Source organism: Pseudomonas sp. NPDC078416, from assembly GCF_050268485.1.
Taxonomy (GTDB): domain Bacteria; phylum Pseudomonadota; class Gammaproteobacteria; order Pseudomonadales; family Pseudomonadaceae; genus Aquipseudomonas.
In genome coordinates this window covers 56,753-73,572 of the sequence record NZ_JBNNGV010000026.1, presented here as the reverse complement: position 1 = coordinate 73,572, position 16,820 = coordinate 56,753, and the positions used below count along the sequence as shown (strand labels likewise).

19 protein-coding genes are annotated in these 16,820 nt (G+C 60.6%); 11 read left to right on the top strand and 8 right to left on the bottom strand.

What is annotated here, in order from left to right:
* Positions 1 to 265 (top strand): transposase (locus ACQKEN_RS20020; protein ID WP_427688162.1); only part of this gene is annotated, 265 nt, incomplete at its 5' end.
* A gap of 461 nt (positions 266 to 726) precedes the next feature.
* Here ACQKEN_RS20020 and ACQKEN_RS20015 read toward each other — a convergent pair.
* A complete protein-coding gene (locus ACQKEN_RS20015) occupies positions 727 to 2,007 on the bottom strand; it encodes a uracil-xanthine permease family protein (RefSeq protein ID WP_037018282.1) in 1,281 nt (426 codons plus the stop codon).
* On the bottom strand, positions 2,007 to 2,645 hold the full coding sequence (gene upp / locus ACQKEN_RS20010; protein WP_133771905.1) for a uracil phosphoribosyltransferase: 639 nt from the start codon (positions 2,643 to 2,645) through the stop codon (positions 2,007 to 2,009). The genes ACQKEN_RS20015 and upp overlap by 1 nt, the downstream gene beginning before the upstream one ends.
* A gap of 197 nt (positions 2,646 to 2,842) precedes the next feature.
* On the opposite strand from upp, the gene ACQKEN_RS20005 reads away from it, so the two are divergent.
* From ACQKEN_RS20005 to ACQKEN_RS19990, 4 genes are all read left to right on the top strand, one after another.
* The gene (locus ACQKEN_RS20005) at positions 2,843 to 3,400 is read left to right on the top strand and encodes a hypoxanthine-guanine phosphoribosyltransferase (RefSeq protein ID WP_037018287.1); all 558 of its coding nucleotides are present in this window, start codon (positions 2,843 to 2,845) and stop codon (positions 3,398 to 3,400) included.
* Positions 3,401 to 3,611: 211 nt separating this feature from the next.
* The gene (locus ACQKEN_RS20000; RefSeq protein ID WP_427688159.1) at positions 3,612 to 4,097 is read left to right on the top strand and encodes a hypothetical protein; all 486 of its coding nucleotides are present in this window, start codon (positions 3,612 to 3,614) and stop codon (positions 4,095 to 4,097) included.
* Positions 4,098 to 4,163: 66 nt separating this feature from the next.
* Positions 4,164 to 4,451: a PA4642 family protein gene (locus ACQKEN_RS19995; protein ID WP_133771909.1), complete on the top strand. Its 288-nt coding sequence runs from the start codon at positions 4,164 to 4,166 to the stop codon at positions 4,449 to 4,451.
* A 226-nt stretch (positions 4,452 to 4,677) separates the two neighbouring features.
* Positions 4,678 to 5,139, top strand: a complete 462-nt coding sequence (locus ACQKEN_RS19990) for a hypothetical protein (protein ID WP_427688157.1) — start codon at positions 4,678 to 4,680, stop codon at positions 5,137 to 5,139.
* 133 nt (positions 5,140 to 5,272) lie between these two features.
* On the opposite strand, the gene mqo is transcribed toward ACQKEN_RS19990, so the two are convergent.
* Complete coding sequence (gene mqo, locus ACQKEN_RS19985) at positions 5,273 to 6,778, bottom strand: malate dehydrogenase (quinone) (protein WP_427688155.1); 1,506 nt, start codon at positions 6,776 to 6,778, stop codon at positions 5,273 to 5,275.
* Positions 6,779 to 7,512: 734 nt separating this feature from the next.
* Positions 7,513 to 7,746 carry a hypothetical protein gene (locus tag ACQKEN_RS19980; protein ID WP_133771917.1) on the bottom strand — a complete coding sequence of 78 codons (234 nt, stop codon included), beginning with the start codon at positions 7,744 to 7,746 and terminating at the stop codon, positions 7,513 to 7,515.
* Between the two features lie 221 nt (positions 7,747 to 7,967).
* Here ACQKEN_RS19980 and ACQKEN_RS19975 point away from each other — a divergent pair, with 221 nt between their 5' ends.
* Entirely contained in the window at positions 7,968 to 8,549 is a 582-nt protein-coding gene (locus ACQKEN_RS19975; protein WP_369308077.1) for a YajG family lipoprotein, read from the top strand.
* Between the two features lie 102 nt (positions 8,550 to 8,651).
* Here the strand turns inward: ACQKEN_RS19975 and ACQKEN_RS19970 are convergent, their stop codons facing one another.
* A complete protein-coding gene (locus ACQKEN_RS19970; protein WP_065991803.1) occupies positions 8,652 to 8,855 on the bottom strand; it encodes a hypothetical protein in 204 nt (67 codons plus the stop codon).
* Between the two features lie 140 nt (positions 8,856 to 8,995).
* Here ACQKEN_RS19970 and ACQKEN_RS19965 point away from each other — a divergent pair, with 140 nt between their 5' ends.
* Complete coding sequence (locus tag ACQKEN_RS19965) at positions 8,996 to 9,265, top strand: hypothetical protein (protein ID WP_410934937.1); 270 nt, start codon at positions 8,996 to 8,998, stop codon at positions 9,263 to 9,265.
* 4 nt (positions 9,266 to 9,269) lie between these two features.
* Here ACQKEN_RS19965 and ACQKEN_RS19960 read toward each other — a convergent pair whose 3' ends face one another.
* Positions 9,270 to 12,368 carry an autotransporter domain-containing protein gene (locus ACQKEN_RS19960; RefSeq protein WP_427688152.1) on the bottom strand — a complete coding sequence of 1,033 codons (3,099 nt, stop codon included), beginning with the start codon at positions 12,366 to 12,368 and terminating at the stop codon, positions 9,270 to 9,272.
* A 171-nt stretch (positions 12,369 to 12,539) separates the two neighbouring features.
* Complete coding sequence (locus tag ACQKEN_RS19955) at positions 12,540 to 13,703, bottom strand: 1-acyl-sn-glycerol-3-phosphate acyltransferase (RefSeq protein ID WP_427688150.1); 1,164 nt, start codon at positions 13,701 to 13,703, stop codon at positions 12,540 to 12,542.
* A 215-nt stretch (positions 13,704 to 13,918) separates the two neighbouring features.
* On the opposite strand from ACQKEN_RS19955, the gene ACQKEN_RS19950 reads away from it, so the two are divergent.
* From ACQKEN_RS19950 to ACQKEN_RS19935, 4 genes are all read left to right on the top strand, one after another.
* Positions 13,919 to 14,101 carry a CPXCG motif-containing cysteine-rich protein gene (locus tag ACQKEN_RS19950; RefSeq protein WP_427688148.1) on the top strand — a complete coding sequence of 61 codons (183 nt, stop codon included), beginning with the start codon at positions 13,919 to 13,921 and terminating at the stop codon, positions 14,099 to 14,101.
* The gene (locus tag ACQKEN_RS19945; RefSeq protein WP_427688146.1) at positions 14,101 to 14,361 is read left to right on the top strand and encodes a DUF2007 domain-containing protein; all 261 of its coding nucleotides are present in this window, start codon (positions 14,101 to 14,103) and stop codon (positions 14,359 to 14,361) included. The genes ACQKEN_RS19950 and ACQKEN_RS19945 overlap by 1 nt, the downstream gene beginning before the upstream one ends.
* A gap of 51 nt (positions 14,362 to 14,412) precedes the next feature.
* Positions 14,413 to 15,057 (top strand): SOS response-associated peptidase, encoded by a 645-nt coding sequence (locus tag ACQKEN_RS19940; RefSeq protein WP_427688144.1) that lies wholly within the window; start codon positions 14,413 to 14,415, stop codon positions 15,055 to 15,057.
* A 154-nt stretch (positions 15,058 to 15,211) separates the two neighbouring features.
* The gene (locus ACQKEN_RS19935; RefSeq protein WP_192174923.1) at positions 15,212 to 16,030 is read left to right on the top strand and encodes a M48 family metallopeptidase; all 819 of its coding nucleotides are present in this window, start codon (positions 15,212 to 15,214) and stop codon (positions 16,028 to 16,030) included.
* A gap of 173 nt (positions 16,031 to 16,203) precedes the next feature.
* Here the strand turns inward: ACQKEN_RS19935 and ACQKEN_RS19930 are convergent, their stop codons facing one another.
* Positions 16,204 to 16,788: a TMEM165/GDT1 family protein gene (locus tag ACQKEN_RS19930; protein ID WP_074884042.1), complete on the bottom strand. Its 585-nt coding sequence runs from the start codon at positions 16,786 to 16,788 to the stop codon at positions 16,204 to 16,206.
* Positions 16,789 to 16,820: the final 32 nt, after the last annotated feature.

The following is a 16,820-nucleotide window of genomic DNA, read 5'->3' as shown; positions in this document are numbered from 1 at the left end:
CAGACAGGACCGTTCTGGAGGTTACGTGGGGGCAACCCGCATTAGCCGAACCGGCTCGTCGCGGCTCAGGGGCGGCCTTTACATGCCCGCGATCGTAGGAATTCAACACAATGAGGTGCTGAGCGAGTTCGCCAAGAGATTGAAGGCGAACGGAAAGGCTCCCAAGCAAGTTATCTGTGCAGTGATGCGCAAGATGTTGCACCTGATCTATGGCGTGCTTAAGAGCAACAAGCCATTCGACCCTGGAATTGCTTTGGCCGCTTGAAGGCTGATCGACCAGGACTTGGATGGTCAGGTTGTTGCTGCCGCGTGGGATGCGGAGGCACCTTCCTGCCTGCTTGAAAACAGCAGCGCTAACGCGCTGCCGGGCTTGCAGTCGGGACATCAAGACGATATCTACAGATTGGGCATACGCCGACTGTCTCAGGTGTTGGCAAAATCCACTGTAGGAGCGCGCTTGCCCGCGAAGGCGGGTGTTCAGTCGCCATCGATGTGACGCGACAACCGCATTCGCCAGCAAGCCGGCTCCTACAGATTGGGCATACGCCGACTGTCTCAGGTGTTGGCAAAATCCACTGTAGGAGCGCGCTTGCCCGCGAAGACGGCCGTCCAGTCGCCATTGATGCGCCTGATGCGCCGCGTCGCGAGCAAGCTCACTCCTACAGATTCTCCGCAAAAAAAGGGGGCGTCACGTGAGTGAGGCCCCCTTTTTATCGCACGCCAGAACTACGGCAACTGATCATCCAGGTGCTTGTTCTTCCACGCGTCATTCCCCGGCAGGATCAGGTTCAGCACGATGGCGGTCACGGCGCAGAGCGCGATGCCTTTCATGCCGAAATCATCAGGGCCGTTGCCGGTACCGATCAGCACGCCGCCAATACCGAACACCAGCGTGACGGACACGATGACCAGATTGCGCGCTTCGGCCAGATCAACCTTGTGGCGGATCAGGGTGTTCATGCCCACCGCTGCGATCGAACCGAACAGCAGGCACAGAATCCCGCCCATGACCGGCACCGGAATGCTCTGCAGCAACGCGCCGAACTTGCCGATGAAGGCCAGGGTAATGGCGAAAATCGCCGCCCAGGTCATGATCTTCGGGTTGTAGTTTTTGGTCAGCATCACCGCGCCGGTCACTTCGGCGTAGGTGGTGTTGGGCGGACCACCGAAAGCGCCAGCCACGGTCGTCGCGATGCCGTCACCCAGCAACGTGCGGTGCAGGCCGGGCTTCTTCAGATAATCACGGCCCGTCACACTGCCCACCGCAATCACGCCACCGATGTGCTCGATGGCCGGGGCCAGTGCCACCGGTACGATGAACAGGATCGCCTGCCAGTTGAATTCCGGCGCCGTGAAGTGCGGCAAGGCCAGCCAGGGCGCTGCGGCAATTTTCGCCACATCGACCACGCCGAAATAGAACGACAGCGCAAAACCCACCAGCACGCCCGAAATGATCGGCACCAGGCGGAAGATGCCTTTGCCGAATACCGCAACGATCAACGTCGTCAGCAGCGCCGCCATCGAAATGATGATGGCGGTGTTGTACGGGATCAGCTCTGCGGCGCCATCACCCGTCCGACCCATTGCCATGTTGGCGGCAATGGGTGCCATCGCCAGACCAATGGAAATGATCACTGGGCCAATGACCACCGGCGGCAGCAGACGGTCGATGAACCCGGTGCCTTTGATCTTCACGGCCAGGCCAAGGAAGGTGTAGACGAAGCCTGCTGCCATGACGCCGCCCATGGTCGCCGCCAGGCCGAACTGACCCTTGGCGAGAATGATCGGGGTAATGAACGCAAAGCTCGACGCGAGGAAGACCGGCACCTGACGGCCTGTCACCACCTGGAAGCACAGGGTGCCCAGGCCTGCCGTGAACAGCGCCACGTTAGGATCGAGGCCTGTGATCAGCGGCATCAACACCAGCGCGCCGAATGCCACGAACAGCATCTGCGCGCCCGACAGGATCGTGCGCCAGAGTGGATCGTTGAACTCATCCGGCTTCATCAGGCGTCCTTCTGCTTGGTGCCGAAAATCTTGTCACCGGCATCGCCCAGGCCCGGAATGATGTAGCCGTGTTCATTCAACTGCTGATCGATGGACGCGGTATAGATGTTGACGTCCGGGTGGGCCTTCTCGACCGTGGCGATGCCTTCCGGCGCGGCCACCAGGACCATCGCACGAATGTCGCGGCAACCGGCTTTTTTCAGCAGGTCGATGGTGGCGACCATGGAGGCGCCGGTGGCGAGCATCGGGTCGATGATCAGCGCCAGACGCTGGTCGATCTCGGGGGCGAGTTTTTCCAGATACGTGTGGGCTTCGAGGGTTTCTTCATTGCGTGCGACGCCCACGGCACTGACCTTGGCGCCCGGGATCAGGCTGAGCACGCCTTCAAGCATGCCGATACCGGCCCGCAGGATCGGCACCACGGTGATCTTCTTGCCGGCGATCTTCTCGACCTGAACCGTGCCGGCCCAGCCCTGAATCTCGTAGGTTTCCAGCGGCAGATCCTTGGTCGCTTCATACGTCAGCAGCGCGCCGACTTCCTGAGCCAGTTCACGAAAATTCTTGGTGCTGATATCGGCACGGCGCATCAGGCCGAGCTTGTGGCGGATCAGCGGATGGCGGATCTCACGAATGGGCATAGGGGAAAGGCTCCAGCGGGCGGGCAAAAAAAACGGCTTAGATTAATCTATTCAGCTGTAACTTGTCCTGACGGTTAGGTTCGCGCGTCGAGATTTCTGGAACGGCAGTGCAACGTTAGTCCAGAAACACTTGCCCTGATGTCGGGGGATGCGTACCTTTGCCCGCTTTTCCTTACACAGCCCCCTTGGAGAGCGTCATGTCCGCTGATCTCGAGCATATCCGTCAAGTCATGCGCGAGGCTGACTGCCTTTACAACGAGGCCGAAGTCGAAGCCTCCATCGCCCGCGTTGGCGAGCAAATCAATGGCGTGCTGGCCGACCGTAACCCGGTTGTATTCTGCGTGATGAACGGCGGCCTGATCTTCGCCGGCAAGCTGCTCACGCATCTGAATTTCCCGCTGGAAGCGTCCTACCTGCACGCCACCCGCTATCGCAACGAAACCAGCGGCGGTGATCTGTTCTGGAAAGCCAAGCCTGAAGTCTCGTTCATCGACCGCGATGTGCTGATCATTGACGACATCCTCGACGAAGGTCATACCCTCGGCGCGATCATCGACTTCTGCAAACATGCCGGCGCGCGCGCTGTTCACACCGCTGTGCTGATCGACAAGGACCACGACCGCAAAGCGCGTCCTGACCTGAAGGCTGACTTCGTCGGCCTGCCTTGCATTGACCGCTACATCTTCGGTTACGGCATGGATTACAAAGGCTACTGGCGCAACGCTGCCGGGATCTACGCCGTCAAAGGCATGTAACGACGCAGCATGCTGGTTTACAGCGCCTGCGTCTGACGAAGATCTCGGGTACTACCCGAGATCTATTGCAGGAGCGCGCTTGCCCGCGAAAGCATTCGTTCATTCGCCATCGATCCAACCTGAGCCAGCGCGTTCGCGGGCAAGCGCGCTCCAACAGATGCCTGGCAGGTTCCACATGCTAGAGTGCCCCCCACTTTTTCGGGAGGCGCTCATGCCGTTATCGTTTCGAAGTACCGCTGCGTTGATGCTGCTGTTGACGCTGCCACTCCCCGCACTTGCCGAACCCATGCACGCGCAATACCTGCCGCCGGACGAGTTGTCCGTGCGTGAAGGCGAACCCGAGCAGCAGCAATTGCTGCAGATCACCGAGTATTCAGTGGTGGTGGGCAGCCAGCGCCAGTCGAATCAGCAGCCGATCCCGGTCACCTCGCCGCTGATTCTGCGCCTCAAAGGCAAGCCCATGAACAAGGGCGCGACTGTCACCGAGGTGCTGATCCACTTCGATGGCGAAAGCAAAAGCCTGAAAAAGCCGACGTACGACGAGCCTTCGCGCACGCTGACGCTGTATTACCCGGTGACCCAATACCGCGTGCTTGTGGATTTGCTGCGCAACGAAAAGGTCTACTGCCAGTTCCTCAGCTATGCCAACGGTCACGTCTGGGCCGACCTGCACACAGGCAGCGTACGCGCGCGTTGAGCCCGCGACCGGGCGGGAGGTAAACTGCCCGCCCGAGACATGTCCCGCAAGTCAGTTGGAGTCAGAATGCGTAAAGATAAGAAGCAAGTGATTGGCGATGAAATCGGCGACGCCCAGATCAAGCTGTTCCTGGATTTCGAGCCGGTCGACGCCACGTCGCCGTCGCTGCACAAGCTGATCAAGGCCTACCGTGGCCTGCGCATCGATGACTTCGGGCGGTTTCTGACGTTCTTCAAGGAAGCCGGTTACGACCTCGACGGCAAAGACGAGCACGGCAATGACTTCGTTACGCTGATCAAGGATCAACGCAACGCCGAGGAATACATCGAGCTGATCGAGAAAGCGAAAGGCTGAATCTCATAATTCCCGGGCGCCACCCTTTGGTGCCCGATGCTCCCTTCCGGTAAGAGCAGGTTCCTGCTCAGCGCGCTCACTACACAATCGAAAGACCCTTCCTACCGCATCCATCGGCGTTTGAGACTACCGAAAGCGACGCGCTGAATCATACTCAGCCCTGTGACAACGCTCACAGGAACGCGAGCAGGACGCTCGCCTTAATCATTGAAAGGGAATTCATGAAATGAAAAATCGACTGACGTGCTTCACTCGCTCTGTCGCCGCAATCGCGATGATGGTCGCGGCAGTATCCGCTCAGGCGGCTTATCCAACTAAAATCCAGCTCAACATCGAAATGTGGAATCAGTCAGGCGTCGACCTTGCGCTGGTATCGGCCAGTTGGGCGCCGGCCAATACCGATTACACCGGCTACGGCTTTGCGGCTGACGCACCCACTGCCTCTGTGTCGGTACCGCTGAAGAACCCGCGCAATGATTCTGCAACGTTCCGCGTGAGCGGCGAGGGCAAAATCTGCGAGTTCACGGCATCCCATGCAGTGACCTTCAGTTGGGTCTCGATCACGCCGGCACCGGAGAAATCCGCAACGGGCAGATCGATCGGGAAAGTACCGGCGGAATGCATCGCATCGGTGACCAAAGGGACGAACTCGATGCAGGCGTATTCTGTCAGGTTCGTGATGAAGTGATGTTGATGCTGCAAAGCCGCTCTGCTACAGCGCGGCTTTGAGGCTAAAGCAGGTCCCACTTGATGCAAAAAAACAAAACCCCGCCTGATGTGGCGGGGTTTTTGTTTGCAGCTTGCCTGGAGCAGGCCAGCTATCAGGCGAACGTCGCCGCTTCGCTGTTCTGCACCAGATCCAGACTGGCATCGCTCTGAGCACTGATGCGCTGATAGAGCTGCGCATCGGTTTCCAGTGCCTTTTCGCGAGCCGAGAAGATCTCGTTCAACTTGGCGGCCCACTCGGTGCGGGCCTTGTCCGGGAAGCAACGCTCGATCAGATCCAGCATGATCGAAACGGTCACCGAAGCGCCCGGCGAGGCGCCCAGCAGTGCGGCGAGGGAACCGTCTTTTGCTGATACCAACTCGGTACCGAACTGCAAGACGCCGCCTTTTTTCGGGTCTTTCTTAATGATCTGTACGCGCTGACCGGCCACTTCCAGGCGCCAGTCTTCAGCTTTGGCTTCCGGGTAGAAACGGCGCAGTGCATCGAGCCGCTGCTCCATCGACTGCCGCACTTCACTGATCAGGTACTTGGTCAGGTCCATGTTGTCGCGAGCCACTGCCAGCATCGGCGCGATGTTGGCCGCGCGGATTGACAGCGGCAGGTCAAGCAGCGAACCGTGCTTGAGGAACTTGGTGGTGAAGCCGGCGTACGGGCCGAACAATAGGGATGTCTTGCCGTCGACGACGCGAGTGTCCAGGTGCGGCACCGACATCGGCGGCGAACCCACTGCTGCCTGGCTGTACACCTTGGCCTGATGGCGCTTGACCACTTCAGGGTTGTCGCAACGCAGCCACTGGCCGCTCACCGGGAAACCGCCGAAACCCTTGCCTTCTTCGATGCCGGACATCTGCAGCAACGGCAGTGCCGCGCCGCCCGCGCCGAGGAACACGAACCTGGCGTCGATGTTGCGGGTATCGCCGCTGTTCACGTCTTTGATGGTGACGGTCCAGCCGTCGCCCTTGCGGCTCAGATCGGTGACGCGTTTGCAGTATTTAACCTGCGCATCGGGTGCGCTGGCCAAGTGCTTGAGCAGCATGTTGGTCAAGTTGCCGAAGTTGACGTCGGTGCCGTGCATGACCCGGGTCGCGGCGATGGGCTCATTGGCAGGACGGCCGGGCATCATCAACGGCATCCATTCGGCCAGTTTGCTTTTGTCTTCGGTGTATTCCATCGAGGAGAAGGCGTGGTGCGTACGCAGCGCTTCGAAGCGCTTTTTCAGGTACGCCATACCTTTTTCACCCTGAACGAAACTCAGGTGCGGAACCGGCGTGATGAACGAGCGCGAAGAGCCAAACGTGCCTTTGCGAGCCAGATAGGCCCAGAACTGCCTGGAGACCTCGAACTGGGTGTTGATGTGAATCGCTTTCTTGGTGTCGATCGAGCCATCGGCCGCTTCCGGCGTGTAGTTCAGCTCGCACAGCCCGGCGTGGCCGGTGCCTGCGTTGTTCCAGGGGTTGGAGCTCTCTGCTGCACCGGAATCCATCAGCTCGACGACTTCAACCTTGAGGTTCGGGTCCAGCTCTTTGAGCAGTACGGCGAGGGTGGCACTCATGATGCCTGCCCCGACCAGCACTACGTCGACTGCTTCGTTATGCGCCATTAACGCGTCTCCAAAATCTGCAGCACCAAATTGACGGCATGCGTTCCCGTGGTCAGTCGCCAGGTTCGGGCGGCGCGATGTACGCGCAGTGCCTCGTTCAACCTGGCCGGGATCGCCATGTCCGATTCTTCGCAATTTTTTGCATCTTCAGCGGACGCCACCGAACGAGCCTGGTTGATGCTTTTATAAGGCAAGCATGAACGCATTTTTTGGCCCGTGCAGCCATTCGACTATCGTCAAGGCGTCCGGTTGTGCAACCAAATCCGTAGCGGACAGGCTTCAGGCTCTTTTGACGGAGACTGCGTTGCGGTCGGTCCTTTGCAAGGGGGCTGGGTCAGACGCTAACGGTGCATTTACAAACGCGAAACTATTCATTTGCTTGCCACACTCTTGTGAAGTTGTGAAAACCCGTTTTTTTCACGCTCTTTTGGAGACGCGAACCTCAAAAAGGGCTGCGCGATGGCAGCTCTGGCAGATCAGGTTCATACACGATGTGAGGCAAGAACTGGCGAAGGACGTTCAGATCAATCGATGATCCGGCGTCTGCGCCGCGGCCACATCGGGCTGCACATGTCTGTGTGGAAGGCTCTCTGTGGGCGGTACGGAGGAGTCGACAGTGGTTATCGACGATGCTGCGAGGCCCGATCAGGAGACGTCCTTATAATCGGGGGAAGATTATAGCGATGAAACGGGCAGAAATGATCCAGAAAAAATGACTTTTATTCGCCTTTCGGTCAGATGCTGAGCATATGCCGGGCGGTAATCGCACGTGACCGGGAAGTCACACGCGCACTGGCAGGGAGTGGACGCTGCAGCCAGCACAGGTTTGCCTCGTGCACTTCGACCCAGCCCTGACCGCAAGGCGCTTCAGCGCAGTGTTTGAACGCCAGGCAGATGCCGTGGGTGTCCAGACGTGCATAGTGGCGATGACGGCGGCGCAGCGAGAACAACGACCAAAGAAAGTCCATGGCAGGACTCCTTGCTGGAGAGTTGAGAAAAGTATGGCCGGCAGGCATGACACCGCTGTGACGCTGCGATTGCGCAATTGTGTTCATTTCGACCGTGTGAGCCTTCAGGCCTGGCTGGAACCGCCGCAATGGCACTTTGTCGTATGTTTACCCTAGTGAGCGGCCTCGGGAGGTCGCTATACTGCGGCACATTTTGTGCCTTGGCCCATGGAGAAATGAGCATGTTGCGTCGCGTTCTGTTCGGTTTGCTTGCCGCTGGCAGTCTGACCCTGGCGGGCTGTGCCCACAGCCCGCAATCCCTCACCCCGGAACCCAAGCTGAACGCTCAACTGGCACCGGTCGGTCACGGTCAACAAGTGGTCGTGCGCGTGGTTGACGGCCGTCAGTCGCAGACGCTGGGCACCCGTGGCGGCCTTTACCCGGAAACCAGTTCGATCACCGTCAACGGTCAGCAGTTGTTGCCTCAACTGCAGGCTCAGGCTGAAGCCGGTGTGCGGTTGCTGGGTTTCACGCCAGTGCAGAATGGTAATGGTCCGCAGCTGACCGTCACCCTGGCCGACCTGAAGTATCAATCGCCGAAAGAAGGCCTGTACGTCACCGAAGCCAACATCAGCTCTACGTTCCGTGCTGACGTTCAGAACGCCGGCCGTAACTACAGCGGTCGTTACGCAGCTTCGCTGGACCAGCGTTTCGGCATGGCGCCAAACGAAGAGACCAACACCAAGCTGATCAGCGACGTACTCAGTGACGCCCTGACTCGCCTGTTTCAGGATCAGACGATCGGCCGCACTCTCGGGCAGTAAACTCAACGCCTGATTCTGATGTGCAAAAAAGCCCCGGTTTCGTGAGAAGCCGGGGCTTTTGTTTTTTCAGCGGGGTCATGCGGGATTCACAGCGCGGGCGAATCAAGCCGCCTGATAGAAATCCAGAAAACTGAAACCTGTCTGCAGATCCACTTCCGGCAGGTCGTTGTGGGCATGTCCGCCGAGCGCGCAGTACACCAGCCAGTGCCTGTCCTGGACGTTGAACGCCAGTGCGTCGATCAATGCTTCCTGTTCGTCGCTGGGTGCGATGAGGTAAAGGCGGTCCTGGTTGTGGGCGTGCAGCATGACGCTCTCCGTGGCGGTGGGTCGGTTTGAGGTCCCACACAGTGCCCGGTTCAGGTGACGTTAAGGTGACAGCGATTAGTGTGAGCGGCAGATCCAAACCGAGTCTGCGGCGCCGGAAAAACAGGCGCCATCGAGGCACCATGTCGCTTATCCATCACGCCCCCGGCATTGCCATCAACCTCTGCGCCTTGCTCGCAGCCGGCCCCGGCATTTGGCTGCTGCACACCACGCGCAACCGCGAGCAGCGAGAGATGGCCCACCTTCACCATCTCACCGAACAAGCCCCGATCGACGAGCCCATGCACCTGATGGACGTGCCCACCCTGCGCATGATCCGCCTGAGTTACCGGTTCGGCACCGCGTGCCTGGCGTTTGCGCTGTTGTTGTCATGGGTGAGCACGAAGCTTTGATGGCTTAAAAAGCCAGTGTCACCCGCGCATTCAACGTCTGATCCGACGCATCGCTGCTCACCTGTCCGTTGTAACTCAGCCCGACACTCAGTGTGTCGCTCAAGCCCAGATCGACACCCGCGCCCAACACCGCAGCGTTGCGAGCGATCGGCGCGCCGGAGAGTTCGAAGGTGTCGCCGCCGCTGAAGGCCGCGCGGCTCTCTGGCGTCACGTCGCCGTAGGCTCGGCGCCAGCCCAGTGTCGCGTTGGGCTTGATCGCAACGCTGCCAGCATTCATGCGAGTGGCGGCACGCAGGCCGAGGGTGCTGAAGGTGATGTTGTTGTCCTGAGACTTGTTCTCCAGCCTGATCGCGTTGCTGTTCTCGTCGAATGAATCGGTGTCCAGTCGCACATGGGCGAGGTTGGCGAAGGGTTCAAGCTGCGCGTTGCCCAGCTCGATGGCGTAACCCAGTTCGCCAAATACCTGATTGGTCGCCGCGTTGTAATCTTCCTTGAAACGCTCGGAAGCACCCGGCAAGTCCAGCGTGCGCTTGGCCGTCAGCTCGTGCCAGGTGCGGACCGCGCCGAGGCGCAGGCCCAGTTGGCCCCACTTGGCGCCCGCATAGACGCCCAGATGGTAGTTGTCGCTGTCAGTGGAGCCGGAGGCATGGCGCAGGTCGAAGCTGCTGTTGCTGAAACCGGCCAGCGCACCCACGCGCCAGGTCTCGTCGAGCGGTACGTCAGCGCCGAACAGCAAGCCGCTGGTGTGCGTGTCGAGGCCCGACACATCACCGGTGCTGTCGGTTTTGCCGGTCGCACCGATGGCCTGAGTCCACACCACGCCACGGGAGTCGTCACCGGCGAGGGTTTGCGTCGTGCCGCGAAGTGCCGGTGCCGACTGCGCTTGCTGCAAACGATCGTTCACCGCGTTGCGCACCAATCGGCTGTCTTCGATCAGTGCGGACTGGGTCGACGCGTGCAGTTCGTTGGACAGCGCCTTGAACGTGGCCTGTGCGGTCGAGGCGTCGTCTTGCACCACCTGACGCCAGAGCGTGTTGCCGCCCCCGGCGCTGTCCAGCCCCTGAGCGACGGCTCTGGCATTGCGGGTCGTCGCCAGGCTGGCGAAGGTTTGCGCGTTCCGATCCAGCGTCAGCCCGACATCGGTTGCCGTGTAGTTCAGCGTCGGTGTGAGAAACGCGAAGTTGGTTTGCACATTGGCAAACGCACCCGCGACGCCACCGGCTGACGAAAGAATCGAGTAATGGCTTGCGGCGAGCCAGTTACCGCCTTCAACCAGCGAGATGGTGCTGTTGTTAATGGTTGCACGGCCGCTGGCGACGATGCGGTCGGCTTTGCCGCTGGCGTCTGATTCAATCTGGTAAGTCGAGCCCTGAGCGAGGTTCACGTCACCGTTGACGTTCAGTTGCCCGACCGAATTGCCCGGTGCCACCACGCCGCCCTGGGCGACATTGATGCCGCCGACGGTGCCGTTGCCACCCAGCGTTGCGCCTTGCTGCACGCTGACGATGGAGTTGCCCAGGTTGCCATTGACCGCCAGCCGGCCCGCTTGCACCGTCGTGGCGCCGGACAGGCTGTTGTTGCCGGTCAGGTTCAGCGAGCCGATGCCACGTTTGATCAACGCACCGTTGCCCGTCAGGGTGTTGGCCAAGGTGTCGTTGGTTGACTGATCGACCACCAGCGTCGCGTTGTCGGTGATCGTTCCGCTGCCGAACGCCTTGGCGTGGCCGGTCAGCACGCCACCGTTGATCACGGTGCCGCCCGAGTAAGTGTTGTTGCCGGTCAGCATCAGATTGCCGCTGCCGTTCTTGATCAGCCCGCCGCTGCCGCTGATATCGTTGCGCCAGGCGTCGATGGCGTTGTAGCCGCCAAGGCTGGCGTCCATGTTGACCGTGACGTTGGAATTGAATGCCGCATAACCGTCGCCGGCTGCGTACAGGTTCAAGCGTCCATAGCCTCCCGACTGGTCGATCACCGCATAGCCGGACGAAATCTCGGTGGTCGCCAGTATCTCGCGGCGCTGACTGGCGTCCAGATACGGGAAGCGGGTTTCCAGCAGCACTTCGGCGTTGGTCGGCACCACGGCGGCCAGGTTGGTCGGGCCCACCGGATCGAAGCCGTAGGTCATGCGCGAGGTGAACAGCGCTTTGTCCTGAGCATGTTGAGACGTGCGATCGGTGGCCGGGTCAATGCTCGCCATGCAGTTGTTGACGTCGCCGCCACATTGCGCGGTGAAATAGCTCAGTGCCTGCGCGCGCGCATCGGCGCGCAGTTGGGCGTTGGCCGGGTTGGAGAGGTTGTCGATGGCGAAATAGGTGGCGGTGATGCGCCCACCCATCACGTCGAACGGCGAATGCATGCCGGCTTCAATACGGTTGTCGCCAATTTCCGAGGCACGCAGCATCAACTCGCTGAAACGCTCGGGAATGGCGTAGGCAAGCGCGTATGAAGACAGGTACGCGGCGTTGGTATGGCCGCTGGGGAAACCCGAGTCGCTGGCGGGCGTGGTGCTTTCCGCCGGGCGCAGGGAGGGCGCCACCACGAATTCCAGGCTCTGACCGTCCAGGCTTTGCCGCCATGGCCTTGGGTACAAATAGTGGGATTTGGCGGGCGTGGTGGAGGCATCGTTGCGTACCGCGCTGACCAGGTCGACGACTTTGCCCAGCGCCGAAGACGAACTGCCTGCACCGTTGCCTTTGTCGTCGTATCTGACGGTTTTGTTGCTGTCGTCGAACTGCGTGATGGTCGTGAAGGCGCCGGCGCCTGCCTTATAAGCAGCGCTCAACGAGCCGAGGCCGCTGATGGCGCTGTAGCTCTGGTCACGGCGGTCATCGAAGTAGGCGGCGGTTTCCTGGGCGAGGGTGCGAGTGTTGGCGCGGTCGACCACGATTTGCAGATTGCGCCTTAGCAAGCTTTGACCCAGGGCGGTCGGTGTACCCGTGTCCCAGGTCGCGCCGGTCGTCCACAAGGTGTCAAAGCCGGAAAGCAGGTCGACGCCGTTGATGGTGTCGTCTCCCGCACGGCTCGCGGCCTGAACCGACACGGCGAGCACTGAAAGTACCAGGGAAGACACCATGACATGGGCAACCGGTTTGCTGGATCGCATAGCGTACGCCTTCACTCGTTTGGATAGGCGACGACCTTAACGAGCAAGTCTTACGCTTGAGTGTGTCAGCAGTGACACATTTGTGAAGGCCGGTCTCGACAACCAATGGAGGGCGCACAACAAAAAACGGCGCCTTGAGAGCGCCGTTTATTTGTGGAAGGGAAGGGGGCCTTAAAGCGGCAACCCGGCCTTCACCCGGTACTGATTGCGTACCGGCATGGCGTATTGCTGAATCAGAAACGGACGGTGCTCGGCCGGGCAGCCATTGAGACGGCGCTGCCATTCCTCTTGAGCGCGTTCCAGTTCGTCTGCCGGGAACACTTGAGCCGCGTTCGGCACCTGGAGCGCCGGCTCGGCGTCGGCCCACTGCGCGTATGCCAGGTAGTGCGCCGGGAACAGTCGATAGCCGCCGAGGATCTGCCGGTCCATTTCGATGGCCAGCTGTTTGGTGTCCTCGAACAGCTCAGTGATTGGCGGGGCAAAGTTCACGTGCACGCGGCCTTTGTAGCCGGTGATCCCCAGCGCAATGCTGACATCGTCCTCACCCGGCACTTTCGTGTAGCCGCCAGTGGTGGCGCGGATGTACAGCTCCCGCGCCTTGGCATGATCGCACGGGTCGTACTCATAGCTGATCGACACCGGGGTCAGGTTCAACGACTGAATGACTTCGCCAAACGGCTCATCCTTGCGGCTCATGTGGAACATCTTGAGGATGGCCGATTCGGTGCGGTCGTCGCCGTCTTTGGCGCGGCCCTCAGCCTGGGCGATCCAGATCGACTGGCAGTCATGGCGGATGGAATGATTGATGTACGCCGACAGTAATTGGTAGGCCGCCATCTTCTCGCGACGCCCGGTGATCGAGCGGTGCACGATGAAGCTCTTGTTCAGGCGCATCAGGTCGCTGACGAAAGGCTTCTGCAGCAGGTTGTCGCCAATGGCGATGCGTGGCGTTGGCAGGCCCGCGTGGTAGACCGCGTAATTGACGAAAGCCGGGTCCATCACGATGTCGCGGTGGTTGGCCAGAAACAGGTACGCAACTCCCGACTTGAACTGCTCGACGCCGGTGTAGGTGACACCGTCAGTGGCGCGTTCGATGGTGTGATCGACGTAATACTCGACCTTGTCCTGCAGGGCCGCGACGGTGTCGATGCCGGCGAACTGGCGACGCAGCTTGCGCGCGATGGCCGGTTGCAGGATCCAGCCGAGGGAGCCGGCCAGGCGCGGAAATCGGAAATGCGTGAGGATCGCGAGGAACGCCTTGTCGCCCAGCAGCCGATCAAGCACGGCTTTTACTTCGGAGTCGTCGTACGGTCGGATGGCATCGAATTCGCCCATCATGCTCTCTTGTCGGAAACGGCTAAGGTAAAGGAGGTCGAGTCCGGATGCAGCAGCGAGTCACGACACCACAGGCGTGATGCCTGGGCGGCGGCCGCGTAACAAGGCAGCTTCGCTCTAGATGTCGACTCAGGCTGATGCCCGGATGCTGAGGAATAAAGCTCGACCCGCAAACAAGTCGGCGATTATACGCAAAACTGGGCCCGGAGACTGCGATGCAGGAAATACAGGATTACGACTGCCCTTATTGCGGCGAACCGGTCGAAGCGGTGCTGGATCTGTCCGGCGGCGATCAGACCTACATTGAGGATTGCCCCGTCTGCTGCCGGCCGATCATCTTCAGTCTGCAGACTGATGGGGAAGAGTGGACGCTGGACGTCCGCAGCGAGAACGAGTGATGCGCAAGATTTACGAGCCCGAACACCTGATGGAAGGCGAGCTGTTGCAGGCCATGCTTGCCAGTGAAGGCATCGAGTCCCACATCACCGGGCGTCATCTGCTGGGCGCCGTTGGGGATTTGCCAGCGTTCGGGTTGTTGGGCCTGACGGTCGGTGACGACCAGGCCGAGCGGGCGCGTCAGCTGATCACCGAGTACAATGCCGCCTTTCCGCTGCCCGGTGACGAGCCGGACAGCTACCCCGATGTGTTGCTGTGCTGAATCCCGTTCGCGCGCGCCTCATTCGCTTTCAAAAAGAGTTGTGCTGAACCCATGTGTGGACGTTATGCGCTGTTTCGTTGGTCGCCTGCCTTTGCGGCCCTGCCCGGATTTCCGAGCGACCAGCAAGCGCAGTGGAATATTTCTCCTGCCGCTTCTGTTTTGATGGTCCGGGCAGCGCCGGGCGAGGTGGAGGAGGGCGTCGAGCGCGGACGCGAGGTGGCGAGGGCACGCTGGGGGCTGACCCCGCCCTGGCTGACCGACATGTCGCGCACGCCGGCCCATGCCCGGGCCGAGACCGTGGCCGAGCAGCCGATGTTCAAGCAGGCTTTTCGGGAGCGACGCTGCCTGCTGCCGGCCAACGGTTTCTATGAATGGCGTGGCAGCGTGCGCAAACGGCCGTTCTGGCTCACGCCGGCCGAAGGGTCGACGCTGTACTTCGCGGCGATCTGGGAAGCCTATCCCGTTGAAGGCCACACCTACCTGAGCGTTGCTGTGGTCACGCAGTCCGCCATGAATCAGCGTCGACCGTTGATTCTCGACGAAGAAGGGCAGCGCGCCTGGCTTGACCCGGATTGCCCGCTGATCACCTTGCAAGCGATGCTCGCCGCCCCGCAGACGCAACTGCGCGAACGACCGCTGGCCAATCTTGCGAATGATCCGAAGCTCAACGCGCCGGAATGCCTGACGCCGTTGTAGGGGTGTCTTGCCCGGTATGAACCGCGATCCCATTATTTCTTTGCTGTTACACAGGCACGTTTTCCTGAGCCATTTCACAAGGCAGACGGCTGGCATCTGGTGCTCGGCCTGCGTATTGCCTAGGATGGCGCGATTGTTTCAATGGAGATACGAAATGCGCAGGATTTTTGCTCTTTGTGGCGTGACGGCAGCTTTGCTGGTTGCCGGGTGTCAGGCGGTCAATACCACCACCGGCGATTCGGTGGGTGTCGAACGCAAGCAATACATGTTCAGCATGCTGTCGACTGACGAAGTCAACAAGATGTACGCCCAGTCCTATCAGCAGACGGTCAGCGAAGCCACGTCCAAAGGCGTGCTCGACAACAGCAGCGCCGAGGGCAAGCGCGTCCAGGCCATCGCCAAGCGTCTGATCGCCCAGGCGCCGAAGTTGCGGCCCGACGCGGCGCAGTGGCAGTGGGATGTGAACCTGATCAAGAGCGATGAGCTGAACGCCAACTGCGGTCCCGGCGGCAAGATCATCGTGTACAGCGGCCTGATCGATACGCTGAAGCTCAGCGATGACGAGCTGGCGGCAGTCATGGGCCACGAAATCGCCCACGCCTTGCGCGAACACGGCCGTGAAGCCATGTCCAAGGCCTACGGCGTGCAGATGGCGAAGCAGGGCGCCGGTGCATTGTTGGGGTTGGGCCAGGACAGTCTGGCGTTGGCCGATACCGTGGTCGATTACAGCCTGACGCTGCCGAACAGTCGGGCCAATGAAAACGAAGCAGACCTTCTGGGCCTCGAACTCGCGGCTCGCGCCGGTTACAACCCGAACGCCGCGATCACGCTGTGGCAGAAGATGGAAGCCCAAGGCGGCGCTTCGCAGCCTGAATTCATGAGCACCCACCCGGCCTCGTCCAACCGGATCGCCTCGCTGCAGGCGGCTATTCCGAAAGTGATGCCGTTGTATCAGCAGGCGCCGAAGGGTTGATCAGCGCCTGACGCCGATAGGTGAGCTGGCGCGGCGTTTTTCGGAGCGGGTGGGTGCATGAAACGCTGTAGGAGTGAGCTTGCTCGCGATCCTCGAACGGTCGCCGCGTATCTGCGGAGCGATTGAAGAGCATCGCGAGCCAGCTCACTCCTGCAAGGGCATGGGGTCTGTGACTACACCCAGCCGCTGATCTGCATCGCCTTGTACACCGCAACGATCGCCAGAATGAAAAACGCACCTGCGGCCAGACGGCGAATCAGCGTCAGTGGCAGTTTCTCCGCAGCGAAATTCCCCGCCAACACCACCGGCACATTGGCCAGCAACATGCCCAGCGTCGTACCGAGGATTACCAGCCACAAGCTTGGGTATTGCGCCGCCAGCATGACGGTCGCGATCTGCGTCTTGTCGCCGATTTCTGCGATGAAGAACGCGATCAGCGTGGTCAGGAAGGGGCCGAACTTGCGACTGGTACTGGCTTCATCGTCGTCCAGCTTGTCCGGAACCAGCGTCCACAGCGCCGTGGCGGTAAAGCTGGCGGCCAGGATCCAGTGCAGGACGGCGTCCGAAAGGTAGCTGCTGAACCATGCGCCAACGGCGCCGGCTGCGGCGTGGTTGGCCAGCGTGGCGGCGACAATCCCGGCAATGATGGGCCAGGGCTTGCGGAAGCGAGCGGCGAGAACGAGCGCGAGGAGTTGGGTCTTGTCACCGATTTCAGCCAGTGCGACGACAGCGGTGGGGACCAACAGGGATTCCAGCATCAGGGTTTTCCTAAGGGGCGGGTCAACACGGC

What these genes read in the sequence shown, in the direction of transcription:
- ACQKEN_RS20015 (WP_037018282.1), bottom strand. Translation starts at nt 2,007, where the DNA reads ATGAAGCCGGATGAGTTCAACGATCCACTCTGGCGCACGATCCTGTCG.
- upp (WP_133771905.1), bottom strand. Translation starts at nt 2,645, where the DNA reads ATGCCCATTCGTGAGATCCGCCATCCGCTGATCCGCCACAAGCTCGGC.
- ACQKEN_RS20005 (WP_037018287.1), top strand. Translation starts at nt 2,843, where the DNA reads ATGTCCGCTGATCTCGAGCATATCCGTCAAGTCATGCGCGAGGCTGAC.
- ACQKEN_RS20000 (WP_427688159.1), top strand. Translation starts at nt 3,612, where the DNA reads ATGCCGTTATCGTTTCGAAGTACCGCTGCGTTGATGCTGCTGTTGACG.
- ACQKEN_RS19995 (WP_133771909.1), top strand. Translation starts at nt 4,164, where the DNA reads ATGCGTAAAGATAAGAAGCAAGTGATTGGCGATGAAATCGGCGACGCC.
- ACQKEN_RS19990 (WP_427688157.1), top strand. Translation starts at nt 4,678, where the DNA reads ATGAAAAATCGACTGACGTGCTTCACTCGCTCTGTCGCCGCAATCGCG.
- mqo (WP_427688155.1), bottom strand. Translation starts at nt 6,778, where the DNA reads ATGGCGCATAACGAAGCAGTCGACGTAGTGCTGGTCGGGGCAGGCATC.
- ACQKEN_RS19980 (WP_133771917.1), bottom strand. Translation starts at nt 7,746, where the DNA reads ATGGACTTTCTTTGGTCGTTGTTCTCGCTGCGCCGCCGTCATCGCCAC.
- ACQKEN_RS19975 (WP_369308077.1), top strand. Translation starts at nt 7,968, where the DNA reads ATGTTGCGTCGCGTTCTGTTCGGTTTGCTTGCCGCTGGCAGTCTGACC.
- ACQKEN_RS19970 (WP_065991803.1), bottom strand. Translation starts at nt 8,855, where the DNA reads ATGCTGCACGCCCACAACCAGGACCGCCTTTACCTCATCGCACCCAGC.
- ACQKEN_RS19965 (WP_410934937.1), top strand. Translation starts at nt 8,996, where the DNA reads ATGTCGCTTATCCATCACGCCCCCGGCATTGCCATCAACCTCTGCGCC.
- ACQKEN_RS19960 (WP_427688152.1), bottom strand. Translation starts at nt 12,368, where the DNA reads ATGCGATCCAGCAAACCGGTTGCCCATGTCATGGTGTCTTCCCTGGTA.
- ACQKEN_RS19955 (WP_427688150.1), bottom strand. Translation starts at nt 13,703, where the DNA reads ATGGGCGAATTCGATGCCATCCGACCGTACGACGACTCCGAAGTAAAA.
- ACQKEN_RS19950 (WP_427688148.1), top strand. Translation starts at nt 13,919, where the DNA reads ATGCAGGAAATACAGGATTACGACTGCCCTTATTGCGGCGAACCGGTC.
- ACQKEN_RS19945 (WP_427688146.1), top strand. Translation starts at nt 14,101, where the DNA reads ATGCGCAAGATTTACGAGCCCGAACACCTGATGGAAGGCGAGCTGTTG.
- ACQKEN_RS19940 (WP_427688144.1), top strand. Translation starts at nt 14,413, where the DNA reads ATGTGTGGACGTTATGCGCTGTTTCGTTGGTCGCCTGCCTTTGCGGCC.
- ACQKEN_RS19935 (WP_192174923.1), top strand. Translation starts at nt 15,212, where the DNA reads ATGCGCAGGATTTTTGCTCTTTGTGGCGTGACGGCAGCTTTGCTGGTT.
- ACQKEN_RS19930 (WP_074884042.1), bottom strand. Translation starts at nt 16,788, where the DNA reads ATGCTGGAATCCCTGTTGGTCCCCACCGCTGTCGTCGCACTGGCTGAA.